This is a genomic window from Shimwellia pseudoproteus (assembly GCF_016415625.1).
Classification (GTDB): Bacteria; Pseudomonadota; Gammaproteobacteria; order Enterobacterales; family Enterobacteriaceae; genus Shimwellia; species Shimwellia pseudoproteus.
Map to the genome: position 1 here is coordinate 1 of NZ_WBXP01000007.1, position 25,824 is coordinate 25,824.

Genomic DNA, 25,824 nt, shown 5'->3' on the forward strand with positions numbered 1-25,824 from the left:
ATGACGAAAGCAGGTATGCCTGAAAGTGTGCGTATTGCCTGAAAACACAACCCGCTACGGGGGAGACTTACCCGAAATCTGATTTATTCAACAAAGCCCTGCGCGCTACTCACTACCAGTGTTCTGCTTGCCGGATGTAGCACCAACCGGGCAACCAAAGAACAATACTCCGGGTTCCTGAAAGACTATAGTGGCCTCCAGGATACTGTCAGCGCCACCGGCCAGCCCATTAGCCGCTGGATAGCCCCCGGGTTTAACATCGCCGATTATAATAAGCTGATTTATAACCCTATCGTTTACTTCCCGACCCCGCGGCCCGGCCCTCAGGTTTCGCAAGACACCCTGAATAAGGTGCTGGCATACACCAATAATAAACTCGAACAATCGCTGAAATCCCGCTTTACTCTGACGAAGACCCCCGGCCCGCATACCCTGGTTATCCGCAGCGCGATTACCGCCGTGAATACCAGTAACGAATCAATGCAATTCTACGAAGTGCTGCCGATAGCCATGGTGCTCGCCGCCGGGCAGGTTGCCACCGGATACCGTACCCAGGATACCAATATCTACTTTGAAGCCGAGGTCGCCGATGCCGTGACCGGCGAGGTAAAAATGAAGGTGGTGCGTAAGGGGATCGGTAGACAGCTCGATAACGCGCAACAGCCGGTCACCCTGTCAACACTGAAGACCGTCATTGACAGCCTGGCGACCGATGCCCGGTTGTTTAATACCGGCAAACCCTGACAGCGCGGCTGAATCAGACACAAAAACTGGCCAACAGGCCAGTTTTTTTATCGCCCGCAAGCCCCTCACAATAACCATAAATTACACCCCAGAATCATAACTTTACTAAAATACACCTATCATAGTGCACTGCTATACACATGATTTTAAAAATAAAACCATGCGGTTAGTTATTGATGCGCTCGCCCGGGCAACCGGTGATTACCCAGCCATTACCGCTTACTTTCTGTCAGGTACATTATGTTCCAGTTATTTGAAGCCATCACGCTTGGGCTTGCCATTCTCCTGCCCCTTGCCAACCCCTTAACCACCGTTGCCCTGTTCCTTGGCCTGTCTGGTGACATGACAAGGGCTGAGCGTCACCAGCAGTCTATGATGGCAAGCCTCTATGTCTTTATCATCATGATGGTCGCCTGGTATGCTGGCCAGATAGTGATGAACACCTTCGGCATCTCCATTCCCGGGCTACGCATTGCGGGCGGCCTGATCGTGATGTTTATTGGTTTTCGCATGCTTTTTCCGACACCGCCCTCCCGGCCAGCCCACAGCCCAAAATCCGCCGCGCTACCGCCAGAAAAAGTCGCGGCCAATATCGCCTTCGTCCCGCTGGCCATGCCCAGCACCGCCGGGCCGGGTACTATCGCGATGATTATTAGCTCGGCCTCAACCATTAACGATAATCCCCTGTTTCCGGACTGGATAATCTGGGTCGCCCCGCCGATTATCTTTGCCCTGCTGAGTATTATTTTGTGGGGGAGCCTGCGCAGTTCTGATGCGATCATGCGCCTGGTTGGCGCTAACGGCATTGATGCTATCTCCCGGCTGATGGGGTTCTTACTGGTGTGTATGGGCGTGCAATTTATGATTAATGGCGTGCAGGAGATCGTTGTCAGCTACCCGTGGGCGTAATCCGTGAGCCGCCCCTCACGGATTATTTATCACCCAGCGGGACCCAATGCCGGTTAACGGGCATCGTCGCTGTCGGTCTGGAGCCCGGTAGTGTCGACGCCATCCGGCGCCGGTTGCTGATCGTGGCCCGGCAGGAAGATATGGTCGAGGATCTTACGGGCCGTTGGCCCGGCCACCACACCATCCCCGCCGCCGTTCTCAAGGATAAGCGCCATCGCCACCTTCGGATGCTGATACGGGGCAAACAGGGTATAGAAGATATGGTCACGCAATCTCACCGGGATCATCCGCGCGTTATACACCTGGTTTTGCTTCAGGCTAAAGACCTGGGAGGTCCCGGACTTGGCCGCAATCCCATAAGGGGCGGTGTGGAACAGCTTATAACCGGTACCGTTCGGCAAGTTGGCCATCCCGTACATGCCATTACGCACAATGTTCCAGTAAGGTGAATGCGGGTCCCCCACCTGGGGCGTATCCGCCGGTTGCTGGTAGCGCTCCACCTGGTTGCCGCTGGTCATGGAGTAAAGCAAGTGCGGGTCCTTCACCTTACCGTTATTCAGCAGGGTGGTCAGGGCTTTCACCATCTGGATGGGTGTAGCAATCCAGTACCCCTGGCCGATGCCAACGGAAACAGTATCCCCCTGATACCACATGCTTTTATGCACCCGCTTTTTCCAGTCGCGGCTGGGTAATACCCCGGCATACTCTTCATTAAGATCAATACCGGTCAACTGCCCATAGCCAAATTTACTCAGCCAGGTGTGGATGCGATCAATGCCCATTTCATAGGCCACCTGGTAAAAGAAGGTATCCGCAGACTCTTCAATCGCCCGGGTAACGTTCAACATACCGTGGCCGGTTTTCAGCCAGTCACGATAACGGCGCTGGGTCCCCGGTAGAGTCCAGGTCGGGGCACCGAAAAAGGTGGTATTCGGGGTAATCACCCCGGCAGAGAGCGCCGAGATTGCCATATAGGGTTTTACCGTGGAGGCCGGAGGATACAGCCCCTGGGTCACCCGGTTAATCAGCGGCCGGTCCGGGTTGGACAGTAACGCCCGGTAAGCCTGAGAGCTAATGCCCTTCACAAAGGGGCTGGGATCGTAACTCGGGCTGGAAACCATCGCCAGCACCCCGCCGTCCTGGGGATCAACCGCGACCACCGCCGCACGCTGCCCCTTGAGTACCGACTCGATATACTGCTGCAGGTTCAAATCGAGGGTCAGGTAGATATTCTTACCGGCCTGGGGCGGAACCTCTTTAAGCATCCGCACGATCCGCCCGTGGTTATCCACTTCCACCTCCTGATAACCGGTGGTGCCGTGCAGTTCCTTCTCGTAATACCCTTCAATCCCCTGCTTACCGATATTGTGGTCTGCGGCGTAGTTCTCCGCCTCCCCGGCTTTACTCAGCCGCTGGAGATCGTTGTCGTTGATTTTCGACACATAGCCCACCACATGGGCCAGCGCGGCCCCATAGGGGTAATCCCGCTCCTGATAGGTTTCTACCGTCGCCCCGGGAAAGCGGAACTCATTCACCGCAAAACGGGCGACTTCCACCTCGTTAAGAATATCTTTCAGGGTGATAGCCTTGTAGCGGCTGTTGTGGTGCAGCTCCTTGCGGAAATTGGCGATATCGTCCGGGGTGAGATCAACAATCGGGGTGAGCGCGGTAATCATCTGATTGATATCCGCGATTTTCCCCGGGATCACCTGTAAGCGGAACAAGGTAATATTGCGTACCAGCGGGATACCGTTACGATCAAAAATCAGCCCCCGGGTCGGCGCCACCGGCAGCATTTTTATGGCGTTTTGGTCGGAACGGGTCTGGTAAAAATCATGGTCGTCCACCTGCAAACGATACAGGTTAGCGATAAGGATCCCAAAGCAGAGTACCACCAGCAGAAGGGAGATCACCGCCCGGCGGATAAACAGCACTTTTTCCGCCGAATGATCGCGGATTTCATCTCTCAGCAAGGCCATTAGCGGTAATTTACCTGACTTACAAGTTAGCTAAAAACCGGCAAGGATAAGCCTTCCCGGGGCCTGGCTCTATAAGAAGATTGCTAATGGAGCAGCAAAATATGTTTCAGCATATGGAAACTGTTCAGATAAACGCCGTTCCCGGTACGTTACCCCAGCTCGAGGGTGATCACCTGCTCCAGATGCTGATAAAACGTGGCGTCGTCGATTCCCCCCACCCCGAGGACGTATAGCCCATCCATGCCGCAGCTCAGGGAGATCAAACGCCAGGCGATGCTCTCCGGGGTCTGCCGGGTGGTGAAGCCGCCAGCGGCTATCCCCTGGTGAATCACCGCCACCACCCGCTGGTGCCACATCGCCATTGACTGGATATACGCCTCGCGCATGACCGGATCGCGCCCGGCCTCCAGCTGGGCTTCGCGCCATAAGGCCAGGTAAGGGTCAACTGCGCTCTCCTGGCTGCCCAGCGCATCGTGCAGCCGCTCGCGCCAGTTGGCATTTTCGGCGGTGTTTTCGGCAACATTGTGCCGCGCCAGCGCCTGGTCGCTGATGCGCAAAAACACCTCTGCTTTCAGGGCGCTGCTGGAGGCAAAATGGTGATGCACCTGCCCGGTGGCAATACCGGCCTCACCGGCAATCCGGCGCACCGTCATGGCCTGTAGCCCTTCACTGAGCGCCACACACTCTGCGGCCTGGAGAATAATCTCCCGCCGCTGCTCTTTGTTCAGATAACTCATGGTCGTCTCGCTTGCCGGTTTCCGGGCAGCATAGCAAAAAGTTGGACATGCGTTCAATTTTTTGCCAGGATAACCAAGTTGAACGCGTGTTCAATTTTATTTTCAGGATGACGCTATGTTGTTTTCATCGGCCCGGTTTCGTCCGTGGTTAACCTTACTGACCGTTGTGCTGGTGTATATCCCGGTGGCCATCGACGCCACGGTATTGCACGTGGCCACCCCCACCCTGAGCACCACCCTCGGCGCCAGCAGTAATACCCTGCTGTGGATTATTGATATCTATTCGCTGATCATGGCGGGGATGGTGCTGCCCATGGGGGCGCTGGGGGATAAAATCGGCTTCAAACGCCTGCTGCTCACCGGCAGCGCCCTGTTTGGTATCGCCTCACTGGCGGCGGCCCTTGCCCCAAATGCAGGCTGGCTGATTGCCGCCCGTGGCTTGCTGGCCGTGGGCGCAGCAATGATTGTCCCCGCCACCCTGGCCGCCATTCGCACCACCTTTGCCGATGCCCGGCAGCGGAATATCGCCCTCGGGATCTGGGCGGCGGTGGGCTCCGGCGGCGCGGCGTTTGGGCCGCTTATCGGCGGCTTTCTGTTGGCGCATTTTTACTGGGGGGCGGTCTTCCTGGTGAATGTGCCGCTGATCCTCGCCGTGATGGCGTTAACCGCAATTGTCGTGCCCACCCAGCAGGGTAGACCCCAGCAGCGCATTAATCTGCACCACGCCCTCACCCTGGTGGTGGCTATTTTGCTGCTGATTTACAGCCTGAAGACCCTGATGAAAGGCACCCTTGCCCCGTGGGTGGCCTTGCTTATCATGCTGGCGGGGGCCCTGTTGCTGCAGCACTTTATCCGCACCCAGCGCCAGCAGGCCCAGCCGATGATTGATATTCGTTTATTCAGCCAGCGCGTTATTTTCTGCGGTGTCATGATGGCGATGGTCGCCATGATAACCCTGGTGGGGTTTGAGCTGATGATGGCCCAGGAGCTGCAGTTTGTGCACGGGCTGACCCCGCTAGCCGCCGGGGCCTTTATGCTGCCGGTGATGCTCTCCAGCGGTATTAGCGGCCCGGTTGCCGGGGTGCTGGTCTCCCGCTGGGGCCTGCGCCAGGTGGCCGCCGGGGGCATGCTGCTCAGCGGCCTGAGCTTTCTGGGCTTGTCCTTTACCGATTTCGCCACCCAGCAGCGCCAGGCCTGGATCTTAATGGCCATTCTGGGGTTCAGCGTGGCCAGCGCCCTGTTAGCCTCAACGGCGGCGATTATGGCGGCGGCCCCAAAAGAGAAAGCCAGCGCGGCGGGGGCCATTGAAACCATGGCCTACGAATTGGGGGCCGGCCTGGGGATCGCCCTGTTCGGGTTACTGCTCAGCCGCAGCTTTACCGGGGCGATTACCCTGCCCGGGAGCCTGTCCGCTGCACAGGCGCATCAGGCGTCCTCCTCCATTGGCGAAGCCATGCAACTGGCCAGCCAGCTTAGCCCGTCGCTGGGCCAGCAAGTGGCGCAGGCGGCGCGCAGCGCGTTTACCCTCTCCCACAGTCTGGCGCTCGGCACCGCCAGTGTGTTACTGATGCTGCTGGCGGTGGGGATCTGGTTTGCCCTTGCGGGCACCGACGCGCGCCGTCACGCCTGAAGGCCCACAGGGTAGCGCGGCTACTGCGCGGTCCGGCGGGCCAGCCACACCGTATGCCCGCCACAATCCGGGTCTTGCGCCCGGTGGGCCACCACCTGGAAGCCGTTTTCCGCCAGCCGTTGCCGGTACTCATCCGGGCTGAGGCTGGCATGGTACAGGGGCTGGCCGATAAACTGCCCGATGGCTTCGCCGTTCTCCGGGCCGCTGGTAAACATCAGCGCCGCTCCCGCGTATCCTCCACCAGGTTTTAATAAATCGTTGCAAAGTTATCCATTCCGTTGAAATCCAGATAATCACAGAGAAACCAACCCCATAGCCAGCGCTCCCGCCACTGCTACCGTGTTAAGAATACGATGAATTCGTCCAGGCCGCTGCCCGGCAAGCGGCAACTTGTCTACCCTTAATAGGGAGAGCGCAATACCGCTGCGAATACCGCATTCAGCAACCGGAGGTTCCCGCCACTATGCCAGCCCAGAACGCCAACGCCCCCCTCGCCCACTTTATCGTTGATGAAGAGTTCCGCTATGAACACGATCCCTGTGAACTGAAACTGGGTGACATGCTCGATGCCGAGCCAGAACCGGAAACCATTGAGGGTCTGCCCGCGTCTGATGCGCTAACCCCCGCAGATCGCTACCTTGAACTGTTTGAGCACGTGCAGTCCTCTCGGCTATTTCCGGACAGCAAAACCTTCCCGGACTGCGCGCCAAAACTGGACCCGCTCACCATCCTGATCAACTACCGCCGGGCGCGACGGGTATCGGGGTTCAACCTCAAAGTCTTTGTGGAGGCCCACTTCCACATGCCCAGGCCCGATGGCGATTTATACGTTTCCGACCCGTCCCTGACCCTGAAAGAGCATATTGATACCCTGTGGCCGGTGCTGACCCGCACCCCGGAGGATCATTACACCTATTCATCCCTGCTGGCCCTGCCCCAGCCCTATATCGTGCCGGGGGGGCGTTTTACCGAAACCTACTACTGGGACTCCTACTTCACCATGCTCGGCCTGGTGGACAGCGGCCGGGAGGATTTACTGCGCAACATGGCGGATAACTTCGCCTGGCTGCTGGAAAACTACGGCCATATCCCCAACGGCAACCGCACCTACTACCTGAGCCGCTCCCAGCCCCCGGTGTTCGCCCTGATGGTCGAACTGTTCGAAGAAGACGGCGTGCGCGGCGCCCGGCGCTATCTGGACCATCTGCTTAAAGAGTATGCCTACTGGATGGACGGCAGCGACGCGCTGGCGGATAACCAGGCCTATCGCCATGCGGTGCGGATGCCTGACGGCGCCCTGCTTAACCGCTACTGGGACGATCGCGACACCCCCCGGGATGAATCATGGCTGGAAGATATTGAAACCGCCCGCCAGTCCGGCCGCCCCCCCAGTGAAGTCTACCGGGACCTGCGGGCCGGTGCCGCCTCCGGCTGGGACTACTCATCCCGCTGGCTGCGGGACAGCGACCGGCTGGCCAGCATTCGCACCACCCAGTTTATTCCCATCGACCTGAACGCGTTTTTATTTAAGCTGGAAACCACCATTGCCAATATTGCCGGGCTAAAAGACGACACGGTTATCCGCCAGCGTTTCCTCAGCAAAGCGGCAGACCGCAAGGCGGCGATTAACCGCTACCTGTGGGATGAGGTAAACGGGCTATACCGGGATTATGACTGGCGCCGCCAGCGCCCGGCGGCGTTTTCCGCGGCCAGTGTGGTGCCGCTCTTTGTGATGCTCGCCAGCCATGAGCAGGCCCAGCGGCTAACCGAAAATCTGCGCCTGCGTCTGCTAACCCCGGGGGGGATACTGGCCACCGAGATAGACAGTGGTGAACAGTGGGATAAACCGAACGGCTGGGCCCCCCTGCAATGGATGGCAATCCAGGGGCTGAAAAATTATGCCGAAGACGGGCTGGCGGATGAGATAGCCCACAACTGGCTGGCCACGGTCAACCGGGTCTATTGCCAGTCCAACAAACTGATTGAGAAATACCACATTGCCTGTACCACGCCCCGGGAAGGGGGCGGTGGCGAATACCCGCTCCAGGACGGGTTTGGCTGGACTAACGGGGTCACCCGGCGGTTAATCAGCCTGTATGGTGAACCCGGCGTCTGATCCTTCAGGCAGCCAGCGCCTGGTGCACCGCCTCTCCCAGCAACTTGAGCGCCCGCTGGTGGCGGGCGTCCAGCGGCAGGGCGCAATTCAGCCGCAGGCAGTGGCGGTACTTCCCGGCGGCGGAGAACATCGACCCCGCCGCCGTCAGGATTTTATACTGTTCCAGCCCCCGGGAGATCTGCACCATATCGACTTTTTCCGGCAGTTCGACCCATAGCAGGAAGCCGCCTTTTGGCCGTGTCAGGCAGGTACCGCAGGGGAAATACTCCCGCACCCAGCCGGCGTATTTTTCCATATTATGCTGGTAGAGGTGGCGCATACGCCGTAAATGTCGGTGGTAATGGCCGCCGCGAATAAACTCTGCCACCGCCATCTGGGTGACACCGACAATGGTGCCGGTGGTCACGTATTTCATATGCAGCACCTTGTCCCGGTAACGGCCGGGGATTATCCACCCCACCCGCAGCCCGGGCGCGATGGTTTTGGTAAAAGCGCTGCACAACAGCACCCGGCCATCGACATCCCAGGACTTAAGGGTCCGCGGTCGCGGATATTCAAACGCCAGCTCCCCGTAGACATCATCTTCAAAAATAGCGATATCGTGGCGCTGGGCGAGGGTGAGCAGCGCCCGCTTACGGTGGTCCGGCATAATAAAGCCCAGCGGGTTGTTGCAGTTGGCCACCAGGATAACCCCTTTCACCGGCCACTGTTCCAGCGCCAGCTCCAGGGCTTCGATACTGATCCCCTGCACCGGGTCCGTGGGGATTTCCAGCGCGCGGAACCCAAACGCACGCAGCATCTGCATGGTGCCGTGAAAAGAGGGGGACTCCACCGCCACGATATCACCAGGCTGGCACACCGCCAATAGCCCGGCGGCCAGGGCCCCGTGGCAGCCGTTGGTAATGATGATGTCATCCAGGGCGGCATGTACCCCGCTGTCCAGCATCAGCCGGGCTATCTGCTGGCGTAACACCACCTTGCCATACAGTTCGTCATAGCACAGTGCGCCGGGGTGCTGGTGCTGGGTGACGCGGTTCATCTCGCGCCACAGCGGTTTCAGGCCGGGCTGCGAAATATCAGGCGCCCCGCCCCCGAGGGCGATGATCTCCTCATCGCGCCGGGCATCCAGCAAGCTCTGCACCTGATCCCACTGGGTGACTTCGACCGGCCGCTGTACCGGCCGCGACATCGCCGGCACCGGCAGTTGCGCCTTGCGGGAGGCGACAAAATAACCGGAGCGCGGCTGGGGAACAATCAACTGTCTGGCCTCCAGGCACTGGTAAGCCTGCTGGACGGTACTGATGCTGACCCCATGCTCCTGGCTTAAGGCCCGTACCGAAGGTAACCGATCGCCGCTGCGGTACAGCCCCTGCTCAATGCGCTGGGCCAGAATCGTCGCCAGATGCTCATAACGCGTCACGCTGTATCCTCCGGTTGACCATACAGATGACCAGAACCATACAGTTTGGTCATAAAAGTGTAATTCAGTTCATGTTTTATCCGCTCTGTATGTTAATTAAAAGTTATTTCTGAATCTGTATTCGCGGCACCGATCCAGGCAATGATAAAACCTCATTCTGGTAAGGAGTTATGCGATGGAATTTCATGAAAACCGTGCACGTCGTCCTTTTATCGGCTTTGTTCTGCTGTGGAAATTCTGGAAAGCCTGGTACCGCCAGCATCAGAGCCGCAAAGCTCTCGACCGAATGAGTGATAGCCAACTGAAAGATGTGGGACTGAACCGCGACGATTACCGCTAAATAGCGCCAGGCCTGCGGACGTTTGTCTCAGTAAAATGTTATCAAAACGTAAACAATAAAAAGTGATAATTCAGGAGCGCTAATGGATATTTCAGCTATTCCCTTCGGTACCACCCACTGGGCAGAGATTGCTCCCACCCGCCACCCGGGGGAACAGGGGGTTGCCCTGTGGCGCACCCGGCAATTCGGGGAGATCCGGGTACGGATGGTGGAATACAGTGCCGGTTATCTGGCGGACCACTGGTGCCATAAAGGCCATATTCTGCTGTGCTTGTCCGGGGAGCTCGTCACTGAGCTGGACGACGGCCGCCGGTTCACCCTCGGGCCGGGGATGAGTTATCAGGTTGCCGATGGTGCCGAAGCCCATCGCTCCTCCACCGCCCGCGGGGCCACGCTGTTTATTGTCGATTAACCGCCCGGCCAGTGCGCCCGCTTGCCGGGCGCCTTTTCCCCGGTTCATCCGCAGGATTACAAAAACATCCCGCCGGACACTTCAATACGCTGGGCATTCATCCAGCGCAGCTCATCGCTGAACAGCGCGGCGATAGCATCACCAATATCATCCGGCTGCCCTACCCGGCCAAGGGCGGTCTGGCTGGCAATATGCCGGGCAACCTCCGGGTTATCCCGCACCGTGCCGCCGCCAAAGTCGGTGGCAATCGCCCCGGGGGCAATAATGTTGGCGCTAATCCCCCGGCTGCCCAGCTCTTTCGCCTGGTAACGGGTCAGCACCTCCATCGCCCCTTTCATCGCCGCATAGGTGCCCTTGCCGGGCAGCGCAAAACGGGTCAGCCCGCTGGAGACGTTCAAAATCCGCCCCCCGTCCGCCATCAGCGGCAGCAGGGTCTGGGTCAGGAAAAATGGCCCCTTGAGGTGGATATTCACCAGCGCATCAAATTCCGCTTCACGGGTCTGCGCCAGCAGGGTATCCGCCCCGGTCCCGGCGTTGTTCAGTAAATAATCAAAGGTGGTGCGCTGCCACTGTTCCTGGAGTACCGCCGCCACCTGTTGTGCAAAGGTCGCAAACCCGGAAATATCGGCGACATTTAGCTGAATAGCCGCCGCTTTACCGCCATGTTGCCGAATGTCGTTTACAACCTCTTGCGCCTCCTGACCCTGGCTGCGCCAGGTAAGGATAATACCGATTCCGCGCCGGGATAGTTTCAATGCGGCATTTTTGCCTAAACCACGGCTACCGCCGGTTACAATTGCAATAGATTGGGTCATGATTTGCCTCTTCAGTCACGGATGATTATTGAGGTACAGCCTATTAGCTGATACAAAAACAATAAATATGCTGAAAAACGTTTCACTGTTTCAGTTTAAACAACAATACGGGCAATCAATGGATAAAATTTATGCAATGCAGTTGTTTGTCCGGGTCGCGGAGTTGGGCAGTTTTACCCGGGCAGCGGAAACCCTCAGCCTGCCCAAGGGCAGCGTATCGCGCCATATTCAGCGCCTGGAAAGCAGCCTCGGCACCCGGCTGCTGCACCGTACCACCCGCCGGGTTCAGCTTACCCAGGACGGGATGGTCTATTACGACAGGTGCCGGGATCTGCTGGCCAACCTCGATGAACTGGATAATTTATTCCACGCCGAGCCCGCCAGCGTCAGCGGGCGGCTGCGGGTCGATATGCCTGCCGCCGTGGCGAAGAATATTGTGATTCCCCAGCTCCCGGCGCTGTTACAGCAATACCCCGGCCTCGAACTGGAGCTTAGCAGCAGCGATCGGCTGGTGGATGTGGTCCAGGAAGGGTTCGACTGCGTCGTGCGGGTGGGCCAGTTGAAAGACTCCGGCCTGGTGGCCCGCCCCCTGGGGATACTGACCCAAATCAACTGCGCCAGCCCGGCGTATCTGGCGCGCTTCGGCGAACCGCTCACCCCCGGGGATTTATCTACCCACGCGCTGGTGCATTATGCGGTCACCCTCGGCAGCCGCCCGCAGGGGTTTGAATATTATCGCGGGGATGAAACCCACTGGGTGAAAGCCGGCGGCGTGTTAACCGTCAACAGCACCGAGACCTACCTCGCCGCCTGCCTCGCCGGGCTGGGGATTATCCAGTCCCCCCGGGTGGGGTCCCGGGGGGCGATAAAAGCCGGGCAACTGGTGGAAATTCTGCCCCAGTACCGGGCCAGACCACTGCCGGTATCGCTGATTTATCCCCACCGCCGCAACCTCTCCCGGCGGGTGCATCTGTTTATGGAATGGCTAAAAGAGATAATGAAAGGCTATGTCGATTAGTATTAAGGCTATAATTTATTTAACATTCACGCCCCGCATTACAAGGAAACCGACACATGACGACACCGGAGCAGAACGCCTCCCGGACGACAAGTGCTGTGGAGCATGAACCTGCCGCGGCAGAAAGCGACCACAACAATAAGGCACATAACCCCATTGATGGCGTAAAACAGGCGGTCAATAAAGTGGAGCGCAACCATATGGTCGCCCACTTTCTGCGCGCCACCGAGCGCTTCAACGACCGCATGGGCAACCAGTTCGGCGCGGCTATCACCTATTTCTCATTTTTATCCCTGATCCCGATGCTGATGGTGGCCTTTGCCGCCGGGGGGTATGTGCTCGCCTCCCACCCGACGCTGCTTGAGGATATTTTTTCCCGCATCCTGAATAATGTCAGCGATCCCACCCTGGCCGCCACCCTGAAAAGCACCATCAATACGGCGGTCCAGCAGCGTACTACCGTCGGGCTGGTGGGGCTGCTGGTGGCGCTCTATTCCGGGGTGAACTGGATGGGTAACCTGCGGGAAGCGGTACGCGCCCAGTCCCGGGAGGTGTGGGAGCGCAACCCGGAAGATAAAGAAAAAATTTGGGTCAAATACCTGCGTGATATCGTCGCGCTGATTGGTCTGTTGATTGCGCTGATCATTACCCTGTCGATAACCTCAGTGGCCGGGGCCGCCCAGCAAACCATTATTAATTTTCTTCATCTCGACGCCATCGGCTGGTTAAAACCCGCCTGGCGGCTGATTGGCCTGTCTATCTCTATCTTTGCTAACTATCTGCTGTTCTTCTGGATTTTCTGGCGTCTGCCCCGCCACCGGCCGCGTAAAAAAGCGCTGCTGCGCGGTACCTTGCTGGCGGCAATCGGCTTTGAAGTGCTGAAAATCATCATGACCTTCACGCTGCCCAAACTGGTGTCGTCCCCCTCCGGGGCGGCCTTTGGTTCGGTGCTCGGGCTGATGGCCTTTTTCTATTTCTTCGCCCGCCTGATCCTGTTTTGCGCCGCCTGGATAGCCACCGCCCGCTATCACGACGATCCGCCCTTAGCGGACAAACGCCACGGCCACTGACCCACCTCCCCCGGCTCCACGCCGGGGGTGACCGGCGGGCCATATCACCCGGTCACTTTTATTTATCCGCTCCGCACTATCATCCACTGGCTTTAGCGCACCTTGCAGTGTGTCGACCCTGCTAAACTCACCCGGGTGAAAATTATTCACTTTTCGTTTATTTTACGTACAGGCAACCATCCCCGGCAGCGTTGAAATCATACTTTTGCTATGCGTAATATGGCCATTCGTTCGCCATATAAAAAATAAGAAATAATTATGCAAGCATCCATCGCAACCGCTATCAATACCGATAACCCGGCCCCGGTAAACTCCCGGGGCAGAGTGGTGGTCGCCTCTCTGGTAGGGACCGCCATCGAGTTCTTTGATTTCTATATCTACGCCACTGCCGCGGTGATTGTCTTCCCGCATATCTTCTTCCCCCAGGGGGACCCCACCGCCGCCACGCTACAGTCTCTGGCCACCTTCGCCATCGCCTTTGTGGCGCGCCCTATCGGCTCCGCCCTGTTTGGCCACTTTGGCGATCGGGTCGGCCGTAAAGTGACTCTTGTCGCCTCGCTGCTAACCATGGGGGTGTCAACGGTGGTGATTGGTTTATTACCCGGTTACCAGACCATCGGTATCTTTGCCCCGCTGCTGCTGGCGCTGGCGCGTTTTGGCCAGGGCCTGGGGCTGGGTGGCGAATGGGGCGGCGCGGCGCTGCTGGCCACTGAGAACGCCCCCGCCCACAAGCGGGCGCTGTATGGCTCGTTCCCGCAACTGGGGGCCCCGATTGGCTTCTTCTTTGCTAACGGTACCTTCCTGCTGCTCTCCTGGCTGCTGACCGACGAGCAGTTTATGCGCTGGGGCTGGCGGCTGCCGTTTATACTCTCGGCGGTGCTGGTGGTCATCGGCCTGTATGTGCGGGTTTCGCTGCATGAAACTCCGGTATTTGCCAAAATCGCCAACGCCGGTAAGCAGGTAAAAATCCCGCTGGGCACCCTGCTGACCCGCCACCTGAAGGCCACCATTATCGGCACCTTCATTATGCTGGCCACCTATACGCTGTTCTACATCATGACGGTCTATTCCATGACCTTCAGCACCGCACCACTGCCTGTAGGGCTGGGGTTTTCACGCAATAGCGTACTGTGGATGCTGATGATAGCGGTGCTGGGCTTTGGCCTGATGGTGCCGGTGTCCGGCTGGCTGGCGGATAAATACGGCCGCCGGGCCTGCATGCTGGTGATAACCAGCCTGATCCTGCTGTTTGCCCTGTTGCTGTTTATGCCGCTGCTGGGCTCGGGCAACCCGACCCTGGTGCTGCTGTTCCTGCTGCTCGGCCTGAGCCTGATGGGCCTGACCTTCGGCCCGATGGGGGCGCTGCTGCCGGAACTGTTCCCTACCGAAGTGCGCTATACCGGCGCCTCGTTCTCCTACAACGTGGCCTCGATCCTCGGGGCATCCGTCGCCCCGTATATTGCCACCTGGCTCCAGGCTAACTGGGGGCTGTTCTGGGTGGGGGTCTATTTGGCGGCCATGGCGGCCATCACCCTGGTGGCCCTGCTGTGCAGCAAGGAAACCCGCCACCAGTCGCTATAGCCAGCGGCTGGTGGTTTCCGGTTATTACCTGATACCGTCACAATGGCCCCGGTTCGGGGCCATTTTTATTACCGTCCCCCCCCGGCCACCCGCGTTTGCGCGGCGATTTTCGCCGAAAATTTTTCTGGAATTTAGCCTCGCTCAAAGTTTATCAAAACAGTGTTTTAAAATGTTTGACTCACCGAACCCGGCAGCCCACACTAGCCGCATATTTCATCATTCGGGTATTCAAAACTATGTCGACGCAGAAAATTGCCGTTATTGGCGAATGTATGATTGAGCTGTCCGAAAAGGGCTCTACTGTCAGCCGCGGGTTTGGCGGCGATACGCTGAATACGTCGGTCTATATTGCCCGCCAGGTGGCGGCGCAGGATCTGAGCGTGCATTACGTTACCGCCCTGGGCGAAGACAATTTCAGCCAGCAGATGCTCGACGCCTGGCATAGCGAAAACGTTGACACCTCTCTGACCCAGCGCCTGGCAGGCCGCCTGCCGGGCCTGTATTACATTGAAACCGATGACACCGGCGAGCGTACTTTCTGGTACTGGCGCAATGAGGCCGCCGCCCGCTACTGGCTGGAGAGCGACCAGGCCGCGGCCATCTGCGACCAGTTGGCGAATTTTGACTACCTCTATCTGAGCGGTATCAGCCTGGCTATCCTCAGCCCCCAGAGCCGTGAGAAACTGTTCACCCTGTTGCGCCAGTGCCGCGCCAACGGCGGCAAGGTGATTTTTGACAATAACTATCGCCCGCGCCTGTGGGCCAGCCAGCAAGAGACGCAACAGGTGTACCAACAGATGCTAAGCTGTACTGATATTGCGTTTCTTACCCTCGACGACGAAGACGCCCTGTGGGGCGCGCAGCCGGTTGATGAGGTGATTGCCCGTACTCAGGCGGCCGGTGTCAGCGAAGTGGTTATCAAGCGCGGGTCGGATTCGTGTCTGGTGGCGGTCACTGGCGACGCGCTGGTTGAGGTACCGGCGGTGAAACTGCCCCAGGCGAGTGTGGTCGACACCACGGCGGCCGGGGATTCCTTCAGCGCCGGTTATCTCTCGGTACGTTTGACGGGCGGTAGCACAGCGGCGGCGGCACAGCGTGGCCATCTGACCGCCAGCACCGTGATCCAGTACCGGGGCGCTATTATCCCCCGTGAAGCAATGCCAGCGTGATCCTGCGGGCACCGGCCTGATACAGACCGGTGCCCGGCGGTTATTGCTCGGGCGGAATATCCGAGCTTTCTACCGCGCCATCATCCGGGGCGACGGTATCGCTGGGGCCAGAGGTGGTCACCGGCTTAATTAACCCGTCCCAAATCCCCTGCAACGATTTCACGTCAAACTCCGGTTCCCCCTCAGGCTGCTGCAAAATAATCGCCATCTGCTGGGACAGCACCTGGTGCAGCTCCTGATTAATATCGGCCACCGTCAGCTTGTTAAGAAAGTCCTGGCGCAGCGCCTGGTACTGTTCCGGGGCGATATCCACCACCTGGTTCTGTAACGAGCGTAACCGCTGGGCGGTCAGGATCTCGGTGCTGGTGCGGCCATACATGGCAAACAGCTTCTGTAATTCGAGGTTTTTCTGCGCCACCAGCGCATTGAACTCTTCCGCTTCCAGGCCATTCTGGTGCACGTTTTCCAGCTCTTTAACCACCGCGGCGAAGTTGGTGGTCAGGCGGTCATTGGGGGTATCGATATTGATACCGCACTGGGCGCGCTGGTACAGCACCCGGCAGTCAAAGCCCAGCGCCATATCGCGAATGTTGTTTTTGCTCAGGCTCTGCTGGATATGCCAGAACAGCGCCTCCCGGGCAAGATCGGCGCGCCAGTAACGCAACAGCGCTGCAGAATCACGGATAGGCAGCCAGGGGTTATCCCACATAATGGCCACCCGATCCCGGGTCAGATGATCACTCATCAGGCTGACTGCCTCACGGCGCAACGGCGAGATAGCAGGCAGCGGTGCCGGGGTATCGCGTTTGCCTTTCAGCTCGCCAAATACCTTGGCAATCTGCTCGGCCACGCTGCGGCTATCAACGTTCCCTACCACGATAAGCGTCATGGCATCCGGGGTGTACCACTTATGATAGAACGCCGCCAGTTGGGCGGCATCGATGGGCTGTTTCGGTAGTGCGGCAGGATCATGCCCCAGCAGCGTGGAGCCTTTCAGCCGGTAGCGCCACCAGGCGTCGCGGGCATTGACGGGCCAGGTGGTCACCGCATTGCTGTCCGCCCCGCTCAAATGGGCCACACGCTGGGGGGAAATCGTTAATGTGTTGCCGGTATTGGCCAGCCAGTCGAACGCCTCTTTTAGCAGATCATTGCGCCCGTTAGGCAGGCTCAAATTGTACTGGGTAAAGTCATAAGAGACGGTAACCGGAGAAATGCCGTGCTGCGGATCAACACTCTGTTGCCAGAACGAGGTCGATGCGGCCCCCGGCACATTACGTTGCAGGGCGAGCCCCGCCAGCAACCGGCTATAGCCGCTCTGTTGCGTGGTTTCCGCCAGCGACCCTACATCCACCGTAAGACGTACCTGAACCCGGTCACTGGGGCGCTGGGGGGTGGATAGCACCTGCCAGCGAAAACCATTCGACAATGTTCCCTGCTGCCAGGCCGGATCGGGCTGGAGCGGCTCGGCCTGTACGGACCCACTGATGGCAGCCATCAGCAGTGCCCCTGTCAAAAGTCGAATTGTTTTGCCCTGCATGTAAACCCCTGATCAACATTCCTGGTTAAAAACTGCATGGCCACACCGCAACGGCGGACCAGAATGACGCATCATCGCAGTTAGACCACTAACCGCGAAAAATGTCCTGCATAAATAGTAAATTTTTTAACGCGTTTGGGCGCCTGCACACCACATAGCACCCAAAACCGTTCATTATGCGAAGTGACCGCAGCCAGGGCAAGTAACTGCGGTCGTATCTGTTATCAGGAAGGGATTTTTTGTCTGTCTTGCGCCGCAGACGGGTTGTCTAACGTGGCGTTGAGCTGTTTTTCATCCAGCTGTTTTACCCACTTGGCCACCACCACCGTGGCAACACCATTACCGACCAGGTTGGTCAGGGCACGGGCTTCAGACATAAAGCGGTCAATCCCGAGGATCAGCGCCAGACCGGCAACCGGCAAATGCCCCACCGCAGAGATAGTCGCCGCCAGCACGATAAACCCACTGCCGGTGACCCCTGCCGCCCCTTTCGAGGAGAGCAACAGCACCACCAGTAGGGTTATCTGGTGGAAGATATCCATATGGCTATTGGTGGCCTGGGCAATAAATACCGCCGCCATGGTCAAATAGATGGAGGTGCCGTCAAGGTTAAACGAGTACCCGGTCGGGATAACCAGGCCCACCACCGATTTTTTACAGCCCAGTTTTTCCATCTTATCCAGCATCCGCGGCAGCGCCGACTCAGACGATGACGTCCCCAGCACGATCAGCAGCTCTTCTTTGATATAGCGGATAAACTTGAAAATACTGAACCCGGTGACCCGGGCAATAGTTCCCAGAACCAGCACCACAAACAGGATACAGGTGATATAGAAGCAGATAATCAGCTGGCCCAGTTGCACCAGGCTCCCCACACCATATTTCCCGATGGTGAACGCCATCGCCCCGAAGGCACCAATCGGCGCCAGGCGCATGATCATATTGATAATGCCGAAGATAACCTGCGAGAAGCTTTCAATCACATTGAAAATCAGCTGGCCCTTGCTGCCCAGGCGGTGCAGCGCAAAACCAAACAGCACCGCAAACAGCAGCACTTGCAGAATATTGCCGCTGGCAAAGGCGCCAATCACACTACCGGGGATGACATCCAGTAAGAAGGCCACCACCCCTTGCTCCTGGGCCTGCTGGGCGTACATCGCCACGGCTTTCGCATCCAGGGTTGACGGGTCAACGTTCATCCCGGCGCCCGGCTGAACAACGTTAACGATAATCAGGCCGATAATCAGCGCAATGGTACTGACCACCTCAAAATAGAGCAGCGCTACCGCCCCGGTGCGACCAACCGCTTTCATACTTTCCATGCCGGCAATACCGGTCACGACGGTACAAAAGATAACCGGCGCGATGATCATCTTAATCAATTTTACGAATGCGTCGCCCAGCGGCTTCATCTGCGCGCCAAGTTCCGGCCAGAAGTGCCCCAGCAAAACACCAATGGCGATGGCAGTCAGCACTTGTACATAGAGGCTTTTGAAAAACGAGATTTTCATAAGGTGTCCTTCCGAGGGATAGTCACAGCCTGCGCCATCAGGACAGCAAGCTGACGGCGCAGAAGTTACACCTTTGAAACATTTTAGAAATGTATCTGCATCACAGATGAAACAAATTCTGTTACTTTTTTTTGCTATTTAGCAATTTTTGATTACCCACAGTAATGGTACCGCTAGGCGTTGCTGTCCAGACCGTGGAGGTACTGGGCGGAAAACGCCTCAGGCGGCATCGGTTTGGCAAACAAGAAGCCCTGTACCACCTTCACCCCCGCCTCCTGGAGCCACAGGCGCTGGGATTCGTTCTCTACCCCTTCCGCGATAACATCGAGGTTGAGCCGGTTGGCGGCCCCCATGATCAGGCTGGCCACATTGTTATCATCCAGTAACAAATCAACAAACGCTTTATCGATCTTCAGGATATCCACCGGGGTCGCCTTAATATGGTGGAACTGATACAGGCTGGCATACCCCATGCCGAAATCATCCAGCGCAATACGCACCCCTTTATCGCGCAGCGGGCGCAGAATATTGATTGCCGCCTGGGGATCATCAATCCGGCGGCTTTCGGTGACTTCCAGAATCAGGGTCCCCGGCTGGATATGGTAACGGTGCAGCAAGTCGCCGAGCTGAACGATCAAATCCGGGTTCACCAATTGCAGTGCCGACAGGTTGACGCTCAGCGGCAGCATAATACCGCGCTGCTGCCAGCTGGCCAGCAGCCGGACAGAGGACTCCAGTATCCAGTTACCCACAGTGACCATCAGGCCGCAGGACTCAATCTGCTCCAGCAGGCCCTCGGGTAATGTCCAGCTCCCGTCGGGCTGGTGTTCGCGCAGTAGCACCTCAGCACTGAGCGCGTGACCGGTCTGAATATCCACCTGCGGCTGCAACCAGATAGCATACTGCTCGGTCTCCAGGGCGTTGAGGATATCGCTCTCCTGGGTCAGGCGCTGTTGGGCGCGCTGCAACTGCTCCGGGTCAAAAAACTGCACATGGTTGCGGCCAAAACGCCGGGCCGACTGCGCCGCAGACATCGCCCGCCGGTACTGCTGTTCCGCCCCCATGCTCTCTGCCCCCATGGCAATGCCAATACTGGCCGTCGGGCGCAAATGAATGCTCTGGAGCGGTAATTTTTCATGCAGCGCCGCCAGAATATGCTGGGCCAGGGTCATGGCGGCCCAGGGGTCATACTGGCGGGGGCAAATAATCGCAAAATCATACTGGTTGAGCTGGGCCAGGGCCATATCTTCCGCCAGGCACTCTTTCATCCGGGCTATCAGGGTCAGCAGCAGGCTTTCCCGCTGGCTTTCTTTCAGGACCCCCACCGCTTCCTGGAGGGTTTCACTGCTCACCACCAGCAGCGCGGGCGCGTGACCGCCCCGGATAGACTCACCCAGTAACGCCAGCAACAGCGCCTTATTGGGTAATTCCGATACCGGATAATGGGTCGCCAGCTTCTCTTTCTCTTCCAGCAGCCGCTTGATCTGCTGCTGATTGCGGTTATAGCTACGTACCAGCAGGCCAATTTCATCATCGCGATGCAGGGTGGCTATCTTGAGCTGGTGCCCGGGAACCATGGCGCGATCGAGATCGTGCAACTCCAGGGCGATATTACGCAGCGGGTGCACCATCAGGCGGTTAATACACCAGGTCACCGCCACCGTAACCACCAATACCAACATCAGCCAGGTGGTGACCAGGGTCGAAATAACGCTGACAATATGGCGGTACATGCGCCAGGCGTCTGCCTGTAGCACCAGGTACGCCAGGGGTTGTGGGTTCGCCGGGCGCTCCAGTGAGTAGAGCGGCAGCGATATCTGGACCGGTAACTCAAAGAGTCGCGCCATCAGAACCGGCACCGGGTGCTCATTAACAAAACTGACCCGCAGCGCCTGGAACTGGTTAGGCAGCACCACATCGGCCCGGCCGACAATGCCGGAAGGCTGAATTTGCTGGAGAATCGACTCCGCCTGGGGGATATCCGCCTTCAAAATAGCGGCAGACAGCGGGGTACGTACCGACCGCGCGATGCTTTCCATCTGGGTGGCGACGGTATAACGATTTTGCTGCGCAAAGTGAAAAAGCAAAATAACAATAAAAACAGCGATAAACACCAGCGCCACCGAAAACACCGTGGCCATTTGTTTGATCGTTAAAGAACGGCTGACTCGCAAGTTCACTCTCCACATGGACTATCAGGGAGTGGCCGCCATACCCATGGCGGCCACACGCGGCAGAGTATACTGCATTGTAGGGGCTTTGCGTCTGATCTACGCCTAATTGGCGCTTTTTTACCAGTCTGCGTAGGGCACCAGCGGCTGCGGCGGCATATCCATATCCCCCATCCAGCCACCGAGTGAATAACGCACAAATATCAGGCCGTGGCTCGGGGTATAATCTTTCGCCTGCTGGATATCAATACCGGCCCCCACGGACCAGTGATTGTTAATCCGCCGCTCGATTAACGCCCGGGCGGTATAGCCCACCCCGCTGGAGGAGCCGCCGTCTTCGGTAGCGTCACGATCCGGGTAATTAGGCGGGATCAGATGTTGCAGCGGATAACGGGCGTTCGTGTCGCTCTTCGAGTGGGACCAGGAGACCGATCCCCCCAACTCCCAGGACCAGTTTTCCGTCCGCTGGCGCCAGATAATCGGCAGGGCAAACGAGACATATTGCTGGGGGCTGTAATAGCCCCCCTGGCCCAGGGTGTAGTTGCTGAGATCTTTGTCGTAGTGCCAGAGCATATTGGTCACGCCCACGGTCACCCGGCGGTTATTTTCGTTGAGAAGCTTATAGTAATACCCGGTCATCCAGCGCACCCGCCAGTTATCCTCGACGTTCTGCCCTTCCAGGCTGTCGGCGCTCAGGCTGGACCAGACACCATTGGCCTCGCCTTTATCGTAACTCAGGCTGATACCGCCCCCGTTGGCCCGCACGCCCCCCCATGTTTTATGGGTATTCGGGTCCCGCTGGCCGGCAAACGAGAGCACCGAGCTGGATATTGGCCGCCGGTGCGCATTCACGGTATAGCCCAGCGGGCCGATATCCCCGCTGTAGCTCAGGCCGCCGACCACATCCACCACATCAAAGCCCATGGGGGTGGTACCAATATCGGCAGCCCAGGTGTCATTGTGCCAGCCCGCCGCCACGCTGGCCCCATTGGCCCGCTGGCTACCGTAGTGGCTACAGCCCACGCTGGAGCAAGTCCCCCAGTGCGGATCCTCTTTGTTACCGAAGCTACCGGGGTCCATATTGACCACGTCGGTCCTGAAGAACATCGTGCCGTCGCTCAGGGGGGCATCCACCTGAAGCATGGTGGTATGGGCCTTCAGATCTGAATACCCCGGGGTACCGCTGGAGCCCCAGTAATCGTGATCGAGGGTCACCCGGACATCCTGCTGCTTATACAGATCGGCCGCGTCACTGCGCACCCCGCGCTTCAACCAGTCATCGCGGGCATCATTACGGGTGAGCGTGGTAAAGCTGTCGTTATCCGCCGGGCGTTTATCACTAATGCCCGATGCCACCATGGCATCCCTCAGGGTGTTCAGCCCCTGCTGCGGATCCCCGTTTTGTGCCTGATAACGCGCCGCATCACGCAGGGCCATGGCGCTGCTCATGGAGGGCGGCTGCTGGTGCGCCCCGGCAATAATCTGCTGGTACAGCTTACCGGCCCCGCTACTATCCCCCAGCGCATTACGTAACTTCGCTTCCCGGCGCAGGGTATTCAGCGAGGCATCCGCCGGGGTGTTGAGTGCCGCCAGCTGCTGGCGGGCGCTGTCTTTATTACCCGCCGCCAGGTTGCTTTCCGCTAACCCGAGCCGGGCATCGCTGTTGGCCGGATCATGGGCCAGCACCTGGCGGTAATCGCGTTCTGCCGCCGCGTGGTCGCCGCGCTCACTGGCCCAGTCCGCCAGGGTCAGGGTAAGACTGTCTGACGGCGGCTGCTGGCGCAGCAGCGCAACGGCCTGCGCTTCCCGGCCCCGATCGCGTAACTGGTTGGCGTGCGCCATCACCCGGTTATCATTCAGCCGGTCCGCCAGTTGCTGTATGTTTGCGGTCCACTGGCTGCGGGGCAGCCGGTTAAGTTCATCCAGCGCGGCGCTGTCGCGATCCGTGGCAGACAGATATAGTCCCTGGGCATAGGCCCTATCGGGGTCCTGGGGCAGTTTTCTGACCAGCTGAGCAAATAACCCATCCGCCCGGGACTGCTGCCCGGATGCCGCCAGCGCCTTAGCCAGCCGGTAAGTGGTCCAGACGCTATCCGGGTCCTGATCCAGACGGCGCTGGTGTAATACCGCCGCCTGGGCCCAGTTCCCCTGAGCTTCCAGCTGGCTGGCCTGCTGTTCGAGACTGTCATCCCGCAGCCCGCGTTCGATATCATCAATACTGTTACGCTGCCGGACGGTCAGGGACTGAATAAATACCGTGGCCTTTTCCGGTGATTCCCGGCGGTAAATATTGGCCAGCCCCCGTACCGCGTTGCTGTTACCCGGGTCCATACGCATGGCTTGCCGGTAATAACCCTCTGCGCGGGTGTCGTCTTTTTCCGCCACCGCCACATCGCCCAGCCCCAGCACCGCGTAGCTGTCGCTGTTGTCCACCCCGCGCGCCTGCTGATAACGCTGGCGGGCCAGGGCGGTATTGTTGGCCTTCAGGGCGCGGTCGCCCTGATCAATCAATAACCAGTAGCGATTGGTCTGCAGCAGGCTTTTCCATTTACTGCTGCCATCGCCATTGGGGTTAAGGGCCAGCGCTTTCTGGAACTGGCGTACCGCGGCGGCGCGGTTGCCCTGGCGTGAATACACCTGGCCTAAGGCTCCGGCCCGGTCACTGCCCGAAGGCGGGGTATATGCCGCCGCGCTTCCGGCGGTGGCATTCGCCCCCGCAGCGCGACTGGCGGCCGCCATCTTCGCCCGGGCTGTGGGGTCGTTCATCGCCAGGCGCAGTTGTTCCAGTTGCTGCCTGGCCGCCTGGGCGTTATCCCCGTCACTGAACACCGCAAGATACTGCTGCAGGGCGGCCATACTGGCGGCACCGGGGGGCATATCTTTAATTCTGTCCCACCAGATCCCGGAGGCGCTATCGCGCCCGGCGCTGGAGCGGGCCATTTGCCGCAGTACCTGGTACCCCTCCGGGGCGCGGCCATCGGCAAACAGCATCCTGGCCAGTGCACCGCCGAGGCTGGCATTGCCCGGCGCCTGGGTATTGAGCCGCAGTAGCTGGGTAATGGCGTCATTGTGCCGGGAGGGGGATTTTGCCACCAGCAGCCAGTATTCACCGGCCAGTTGATCATCCGGCGGATGGCCATTAAACAGCTTGTCGTAAGCGACAATCGCCTCTTCGGTATGGCCGGTGGTCCCCAGCAGCCGCGCCTGCTGGAGCTGAGCACGCCCCTCCGGGGAGGAGAGCGCGATAGTCGTTTGGGCCTGCTGATACGCCGGGGTATCCGGCACCGCTTTTTTCATCTGCGCCATCAGTTTATTGGCACCGGCCGTATCACCGTGGCGCAGCAGATAGCGTAGCCGGGCCGCCATCACATCCGGATCGTCCGGGGCAATCAGCTCCAGACGGTAAAGCGACTGGCGAACTAAATCATCGCGGTTACTGGACTCCCCCAGCCGTACCTGATCCAGCAAATGCTGTTTAGCGTCATCCTGGGCGCTCCATGCCTGGGGGATAACCACCAGGCCTATCACCAACCCCAGCAGACTTAGTGAGAACTTGCGCATGTTGTATCCCGATGTCGCACCAGTTCCCCGTTAACCGTGAACCGGTAGCGCTGTTGATCCCATCCCTGGCCAAATAGGGCAAGCACGTAGTTGTAATAGGCGTCCCTGGCGGGGAAATTATCCGCCAGCCGCTGGCGCTGTATGCTGAGCGCCGGGTTGTCCTGCATGGCGGGCAATAAGGCGGCGGAAAATCCCACCGGCCCGTCGTTGGTCAGCGTGCCGTCTGCCACGCCGGTTTTCTCTGGCGGCGCCCCCCGCCGGGCGGTCGCCTCCAGCATGGGGGTAAAGTGGTTGAGCAGTGTGGCTTTATCGGGGTCTTTATCGCTCAGCATCCCGGCCCATAAATAGACCCGGATAGCGTCATAGCTGCCCACCAGCGGCGGCTGTGGGTCCATTTGCCAGCCGCTGCCCTTGTGCCAGGTGACCCAGTCCGGCACATAGCCTTTCGGGGAGGTCGCCACCAGCAGTGCGTTGTTGGCGGTCTGCATCTCTGACCAGGGGGCGTGGTAGCGCACCATCCGCGCCAGCACCTGGGGGGGTAAATAACTGGGATTCAGCCGCCAGCTGTCTTTGTGGACAAAGCCGGTTTTCCCCGGCAGTAATACCGTGCCCAGGCCGGGCACGCTGGCCACTTCTTCTTTACCGATCCGGCTCAGCAGTTGTTCCCCCAGTTGGGTGTAGTGGTCGTTACCCCATAACCGGCCCCCTTCCAGCAGCGCCCAGGCTATCCACATATCGGCATCGGCGGCGCTGTTGGTATCCAGCACCAGCCACTGATTATCCTTGTTTTTCCCCCACAGCCAGGCGGGTAAATGGTCAGCCAGCGCCCCCTGGGCAAGGTTGTTTTGCGTCCAGCCCAGTACCTTGTCAAAGGTGGCCTGGTCATCTGCCACCAGGGCGAAGAACAGCGCATAGCTCTGCCCTTCGGAGGTGGTTATCTGTCGCGCGTCACTGGGGTCAATCACCCGGCCCTGGTCGCTGAGGTAGTCGGTTTTAAACTGCTCCCAGGCCGGCCATGAACAGCGTGTCGCCTGGGTCGCAGCATGTGTTGCGCCGCTGGCCACCAGCACGGCCAGCGCGCATCCATACCATCCCTTGCGCATA

At 58.8% G+C, this 25,824-nt stretch carries 19 protein-coding genes and 1 pseudogene; 10 read left to right on the top strand and 10 right to left on the bottom strand.

Features of this window, described 5'->3' with window-relative positions; genetic code table 11:
- Positions 1–78 precede the first annotated feature (78 nt).
- Positions 79–744 carry a DUF3313 domain-containing protein gene (locus tag F9C28_RS04720; RefSeq protein WP_199014181.1) on the top strand — a complete coding sequence of 222 codons (666 nt, stop codon included), beginning with the start codon at positions 79–81 and terminating at the stop codon, positions 742–744.
- 240 nt (positions 745–984) lie between these two features.
- A complete protein-coding gene (locus F9C28_RS04725) occupies positions 985–1,653 on the top strand; it encodes a MarC family NAAT transporter (RefSeq protein ID WP_199014087.1) in 669 nt (222 codons plus the stop codon).
- Positions 1,654–1,706: 53 nt separating this feature from the next.
- On the opposite strand, the gene mrdA is transcribed toward F9C28_RS04725, so the two are convergent.
- Together mrdA and F9C28_RS04735 are read right to left on the bottom strand one after the other, a co-directional pair.
- On the bottom strand, positions 1,707–3,632 hold the full coding sequence (gene mrdA, locus F9C28_RS04730; RefSeq protein WP_199014088.1) for a penicillin-binding protein 2: 1,926 nt from the start codon (positions 3,630–3,632) through the stop codon (positions 1,707–1,709).
- Between the two features lie 149 nt (positions 3,633–3,781).
- Positions 3,782–4,369, bottom strand: a complete 588-nt coding sequence (locus F9C28_RS04735) for a TetR family transcriptional regulator (protein WP_199014089.1) — start codon at positions 4,367–4,369, stop codon at positions 3,782–3,784.
- A gap of 115 nt (positions 4,370–4,484) precedes the next feature.
- Here F9C28_RS04735 and F9C28_RS04740 point away from each other — a divergent pair, with 115 nt between their 5' ends.
- Positions 4,485–5,999, top strand: a complete 1,515-nt coding sequence (locus F9C28_RS04740; protein ID WP_199014090.1) for a SmvA family efflux MFS transporter — start codon at positions 4,485–4,487, stop codon at positions 5,997–5,999.
- Positions 6,000–6,019: 20 nt separating this feature from the next.
- Here the strand turns inward: F9C28_RS04740 and F9C28_RS04745 are convergent.
- Positions 6,020–6,232 (bottom strand): annotated as a pseudogene (locus F9C28_RS04745) (SAM-dependent methyltransferase); the annotation flags it as partial.
- A 230-nt stretch (positions 6,233–6,462) separates the two neighbouring features.
- Here F9C28_RS04745 and treF point away from each other — a divergent pair.
- Positions 6,463–8,115, top strand: a complete 1,653-nt coding sequence (gene treF / locus F9C28_RS04750; RefSeq protein ID WP_199014092.1) for an alpha,alpha-trehalase TreF — start codon at positions 6,463–6,465, stop codon at positions 8,113–8,115.
- 4 nt (positions 8,116–8,119) lie between these two features.
- On the opposite strand, the gene F9C28_RS04755 is transcribed toward treF, so the two are convergent.
- Entirely contained in the window at positions 8,120–9,535 is a 1,416-nt protein-coding gene (locus tag F9C28_RS04755) for an aminotransferase-like domain-containing protein (RefSeq protein ID WP_199014093.1), read from the bottom strand.
- Between the two features lie 175 nt (positions 9,536–9,710).
- Here F9C28_RS04755 and F9C28_RS04760 point away from each other — a divergent pair, with 175 nt between their 5' ends.
- Complete coding sequence (locus tag F9C28_RS04760) at positions 9,711–9,875, top strand: DUF1127 domain-containing protein (protein ID WP_199014094.1); 165 nt, start codon at positions 9,711–9,713, stop codon at positions 9,873–9,875.
- Between the two features lie 82 nt (positions 9,876–9,957).
- A complete protein-coding gene (locus F9C28_RS04765; protein WP_199014095.1) occupies positions 9,958–10,287 on the top strand; it encodes a DHCW motif cupin fold protein in 330 nt (109 codons plus the stop codon).
- 56 nt (positions 10,288–10,343) lie between these two features.
- Here the strand turns inward: F9C28_RS04765 and F9C28_RS04770 are convergent, their stop codons facing one another.
- Positions 10,344–11,102 carry an SDR family NAD(P)-dependent oxidoreductase gene (locus tag F9C28_RS04770; protein WP_199014096.1) on the bottom strand — a complete coding sequence of 253 codons (759 nt, stop codon included), beginning with the start codon at positions 11,100–11,102 and terminating at the stop codon, positions 10,344–10,346.
- A 118-nt stretch (positions 11,103–11,220) separates the two neighbouring features.
- Here F9C28_RS04770 and F9C28_RS04775 point away from each other — a divergent pair, with 118 nt between their 5' ends.
- The 4 genes from F9C28_RS04775 (at position 11,221) to kdgK (ending at position 15,940) form a co-directional block, all read left to right on the top strand.
- Positions 11,221–12,120, top strand: coding sequence for a LysR family transcriptional regulator (locus tag F9C28_RS04775; protein WP_199014097.1), 900 nt, complete (start codon positions 11,221–11,223; stop codon positions 12,118–12,120).
- Between the two features lie 56 nt (positions 12,121–12,176).
- Positions 12,177–13,190 (top strand): inner membrane protein YhjD, encoded by a 1,014-nt coding sequence (yhjD, locus tag F9C28_RS04780; RefSeq protein WP_199014098.1) that lies wholly within the window; start codon positions 12,177–12,179, stop codon positions 13,188–13,190.
- Between the two features lie 258 nt (positions 13,191–13,448).
- Entirely contained in the window at positions 13,449–14,771 is a 1,323-nt protein-coding gene (locus tag F9C28_RS04785) for an MFS transporter (protein WP_199014099.1), read from the top strand.
- Between the two features lie 236 nt (positions 14,772–15,007).
- A complete protein-coding gene (kdgK, locus tag F9C28_RS04790) occupies positions 15,008–15,940 on the top strand; it encodes a 2-dehydro-3-deoxygluconokinase (RefSeq protein ID WP_199014100.1) in 933 nt (310 codons plus the stop codon).
- Positions 15,941–15,980: 40 nt separating this feature from the next.
- Here kdgK and F9C28_RS04795 read toward each other — a convergent pair whose 3' ends face one another.
- From F9C28_RS04795 to bcsZ, 5 genes are all read right to left on the bottom strand, one after another.
- On the bottom strand, positions 15,981–17,477 hold the full coding sequence (locus F9C28_RS04795) for a M16 family metallopeptidase (RefSeq protein ID WP_199014101.1): 1,497 nt from the start codon (positions 17,475–17,477) through the stop codon (positions 15,981–15,983).
- Between the two features lie 224 nt (positions 17,478–17,701).
- The gene (locus F9C28_RS04800; protein ID WP_199014102.1) at positions 17,702–18,988 is read right to left on the bottom strand and encodes a dicarboxylate/amino acid:cation symporter; all 1,287 of its coding nucleotides are present in this window, start codon (positions 18,986–18,988) and stop codon (positions 17,702–17,704) included.
- A gap of 173 nt (positions 18,989–19,161) precedes the next feature.
- Complete coding sequence (gene hmsP, locus F9C28_RS04805) at positions 19,162–21,162, bottom strand: biofilm formation regulator HmsP (protein ID WP_199014103.1); 2,001 nt, start codon at positions 21,160–21,162, stop codon at positions 19,162–19,164.
- A gap of 117 nt (positions 21,163–21,279) precedes the next feature.
- Complete coding sequence (gene bcsC / locus F9C28_RS04810; RefSeq protein ID WP_199014104.1) at positions 21,280–24,720, bottom strand: cellulose synthase complex outer membrane protein BcsC; 3,441 nt, start codon at positions 24,718–24,720, stop codon at positions 21,280–21,282.
- On the bottom strand, positions 24,702–25,823 hold the full coding sequence (gene bcsZ, locus F9C28_RS04815) for a cellulose synthase complex periplasmic endoglucanase BcsZ (RefSeq protein ID WP_199014105.1): 1,122 nt from the start codon (positions 25,821–25,823) through the stop codon (positions 24,702–24,704). Before bcsZ ends, bcsC begins: the two co-directional genes overlap by 19 nt.
- Position 25,824 lies beyond the last annotated feature (1 nt).

Bases quoted from the DNA above. Each gene is read 5' to 3' on its own strand.
- F9C28_RS04725 (WP_199014087.1), top strand. From the start codon at position 985: ATGTTCCAGTTATTTGAAGCCATCACGCTTGGGCTTGCCATTCTCCTG.
- mrdA (WP_199014088.1), bottom strand. From the start codon at position 3,632: ATGGCCTTGCTGAGAGATGAAATCCGCGATCATTCGGCGGAAAAAGTG.
- F9C28_RS04735 (WP_199014089.1), bottom strand. From the start codon at position 4,369: ATGAGTTATCTGAACAAAGAGCAGCGGCGGGAGATTATTCTCCAGGCC.
- F9C28_RS04740 (WP_199014090.1), top strand. From the start codon at position 4,485: ATGTTGTTTTCATCGGCCCGGTTTCGTCCGTGGTTAACCTTACTGACC.
- treF (WP_199014092.1), top strand. From the start codon at position 6,463: ATGCCAGCCCAGAACGCCAACGCCCCCCTCGCCCACTTTATCGTTGAT.
- F9C28_RS04760 (WP_199014094.1), top strand. From the start codon at position 9,711: ATGGAATTTCATGAAAACCGTGCACGTCGTCCTTTTATCGGCTTTGTT.
- F9C28_RS04765 (WP_199014095.1), top strand. From the start codon at position 9,958: ATGGATATTTCAGCTATTCCCTTCGGTACCACCCACTGGGCAGAGATT.
- F9C28_RS04770 (WP_199014096.1), bottom strand. From the start codon at position 11,102: ATGACCCAATCTATTGCAATTGTAACCGGCGGTAGCCGTGGTTTAGGC.
- F9C28_RS04775 (WP_199014097.1), top strand. From the start codon at position 11,221: ATGGATAAAATTTATGCAATGCAGTTGTTTGTCCGGGTCGCGGAGTTG.
- yhjD (WP_199014098.1), top strand. From the start codon at position 12,177: ATGACGACACCGGAGCAGAACGCCTCCCGGACGACAAGTGCTGTGGAG.
- F9C28_RS04785 (WP_199014099.1), top strand. From the start codon at position 13,449: ATGCAAGCATCCATCGCAACCGCTATCAATACCGATAACCCGGCCCCG.
- kdgK (WP_199014100.1), top strand. From the start codon at position 15,008: ATGTCGACGCAGAAAATTGCCGTTATTGGCGAATGTATGATTGAGCTG.
- F9C28_RS04795 (WP_199014101.1), bottom strand. From the start codon at position 17,477: ATGCAGGGCAAAACAATTCGACTTTTGACAGGGGCACTGCTGATGGCT.
- F9C28_RS04800 (WP_199014102.1), bottom strand. From the start codon at position 18,988: ATGAAAATCTCGTTTTTCAAAAGCCTCTATGTACAAGTGCTGACTGCC.
- bcsC (WP_199014104.1), bottom strand. From the start codon at position 24,720: ATGCGCAAGTTCTCACTAAGTCTGCTGGGGTTGGTGATAGGCCTGGTG.
- bcsZ (WP_199014105.1), bottom strand. From the start codon at position 25,823: ATGCGCAAGGGATGGTATGGATGCGCGCTGGCCGTGCTGGTGGCCAGC.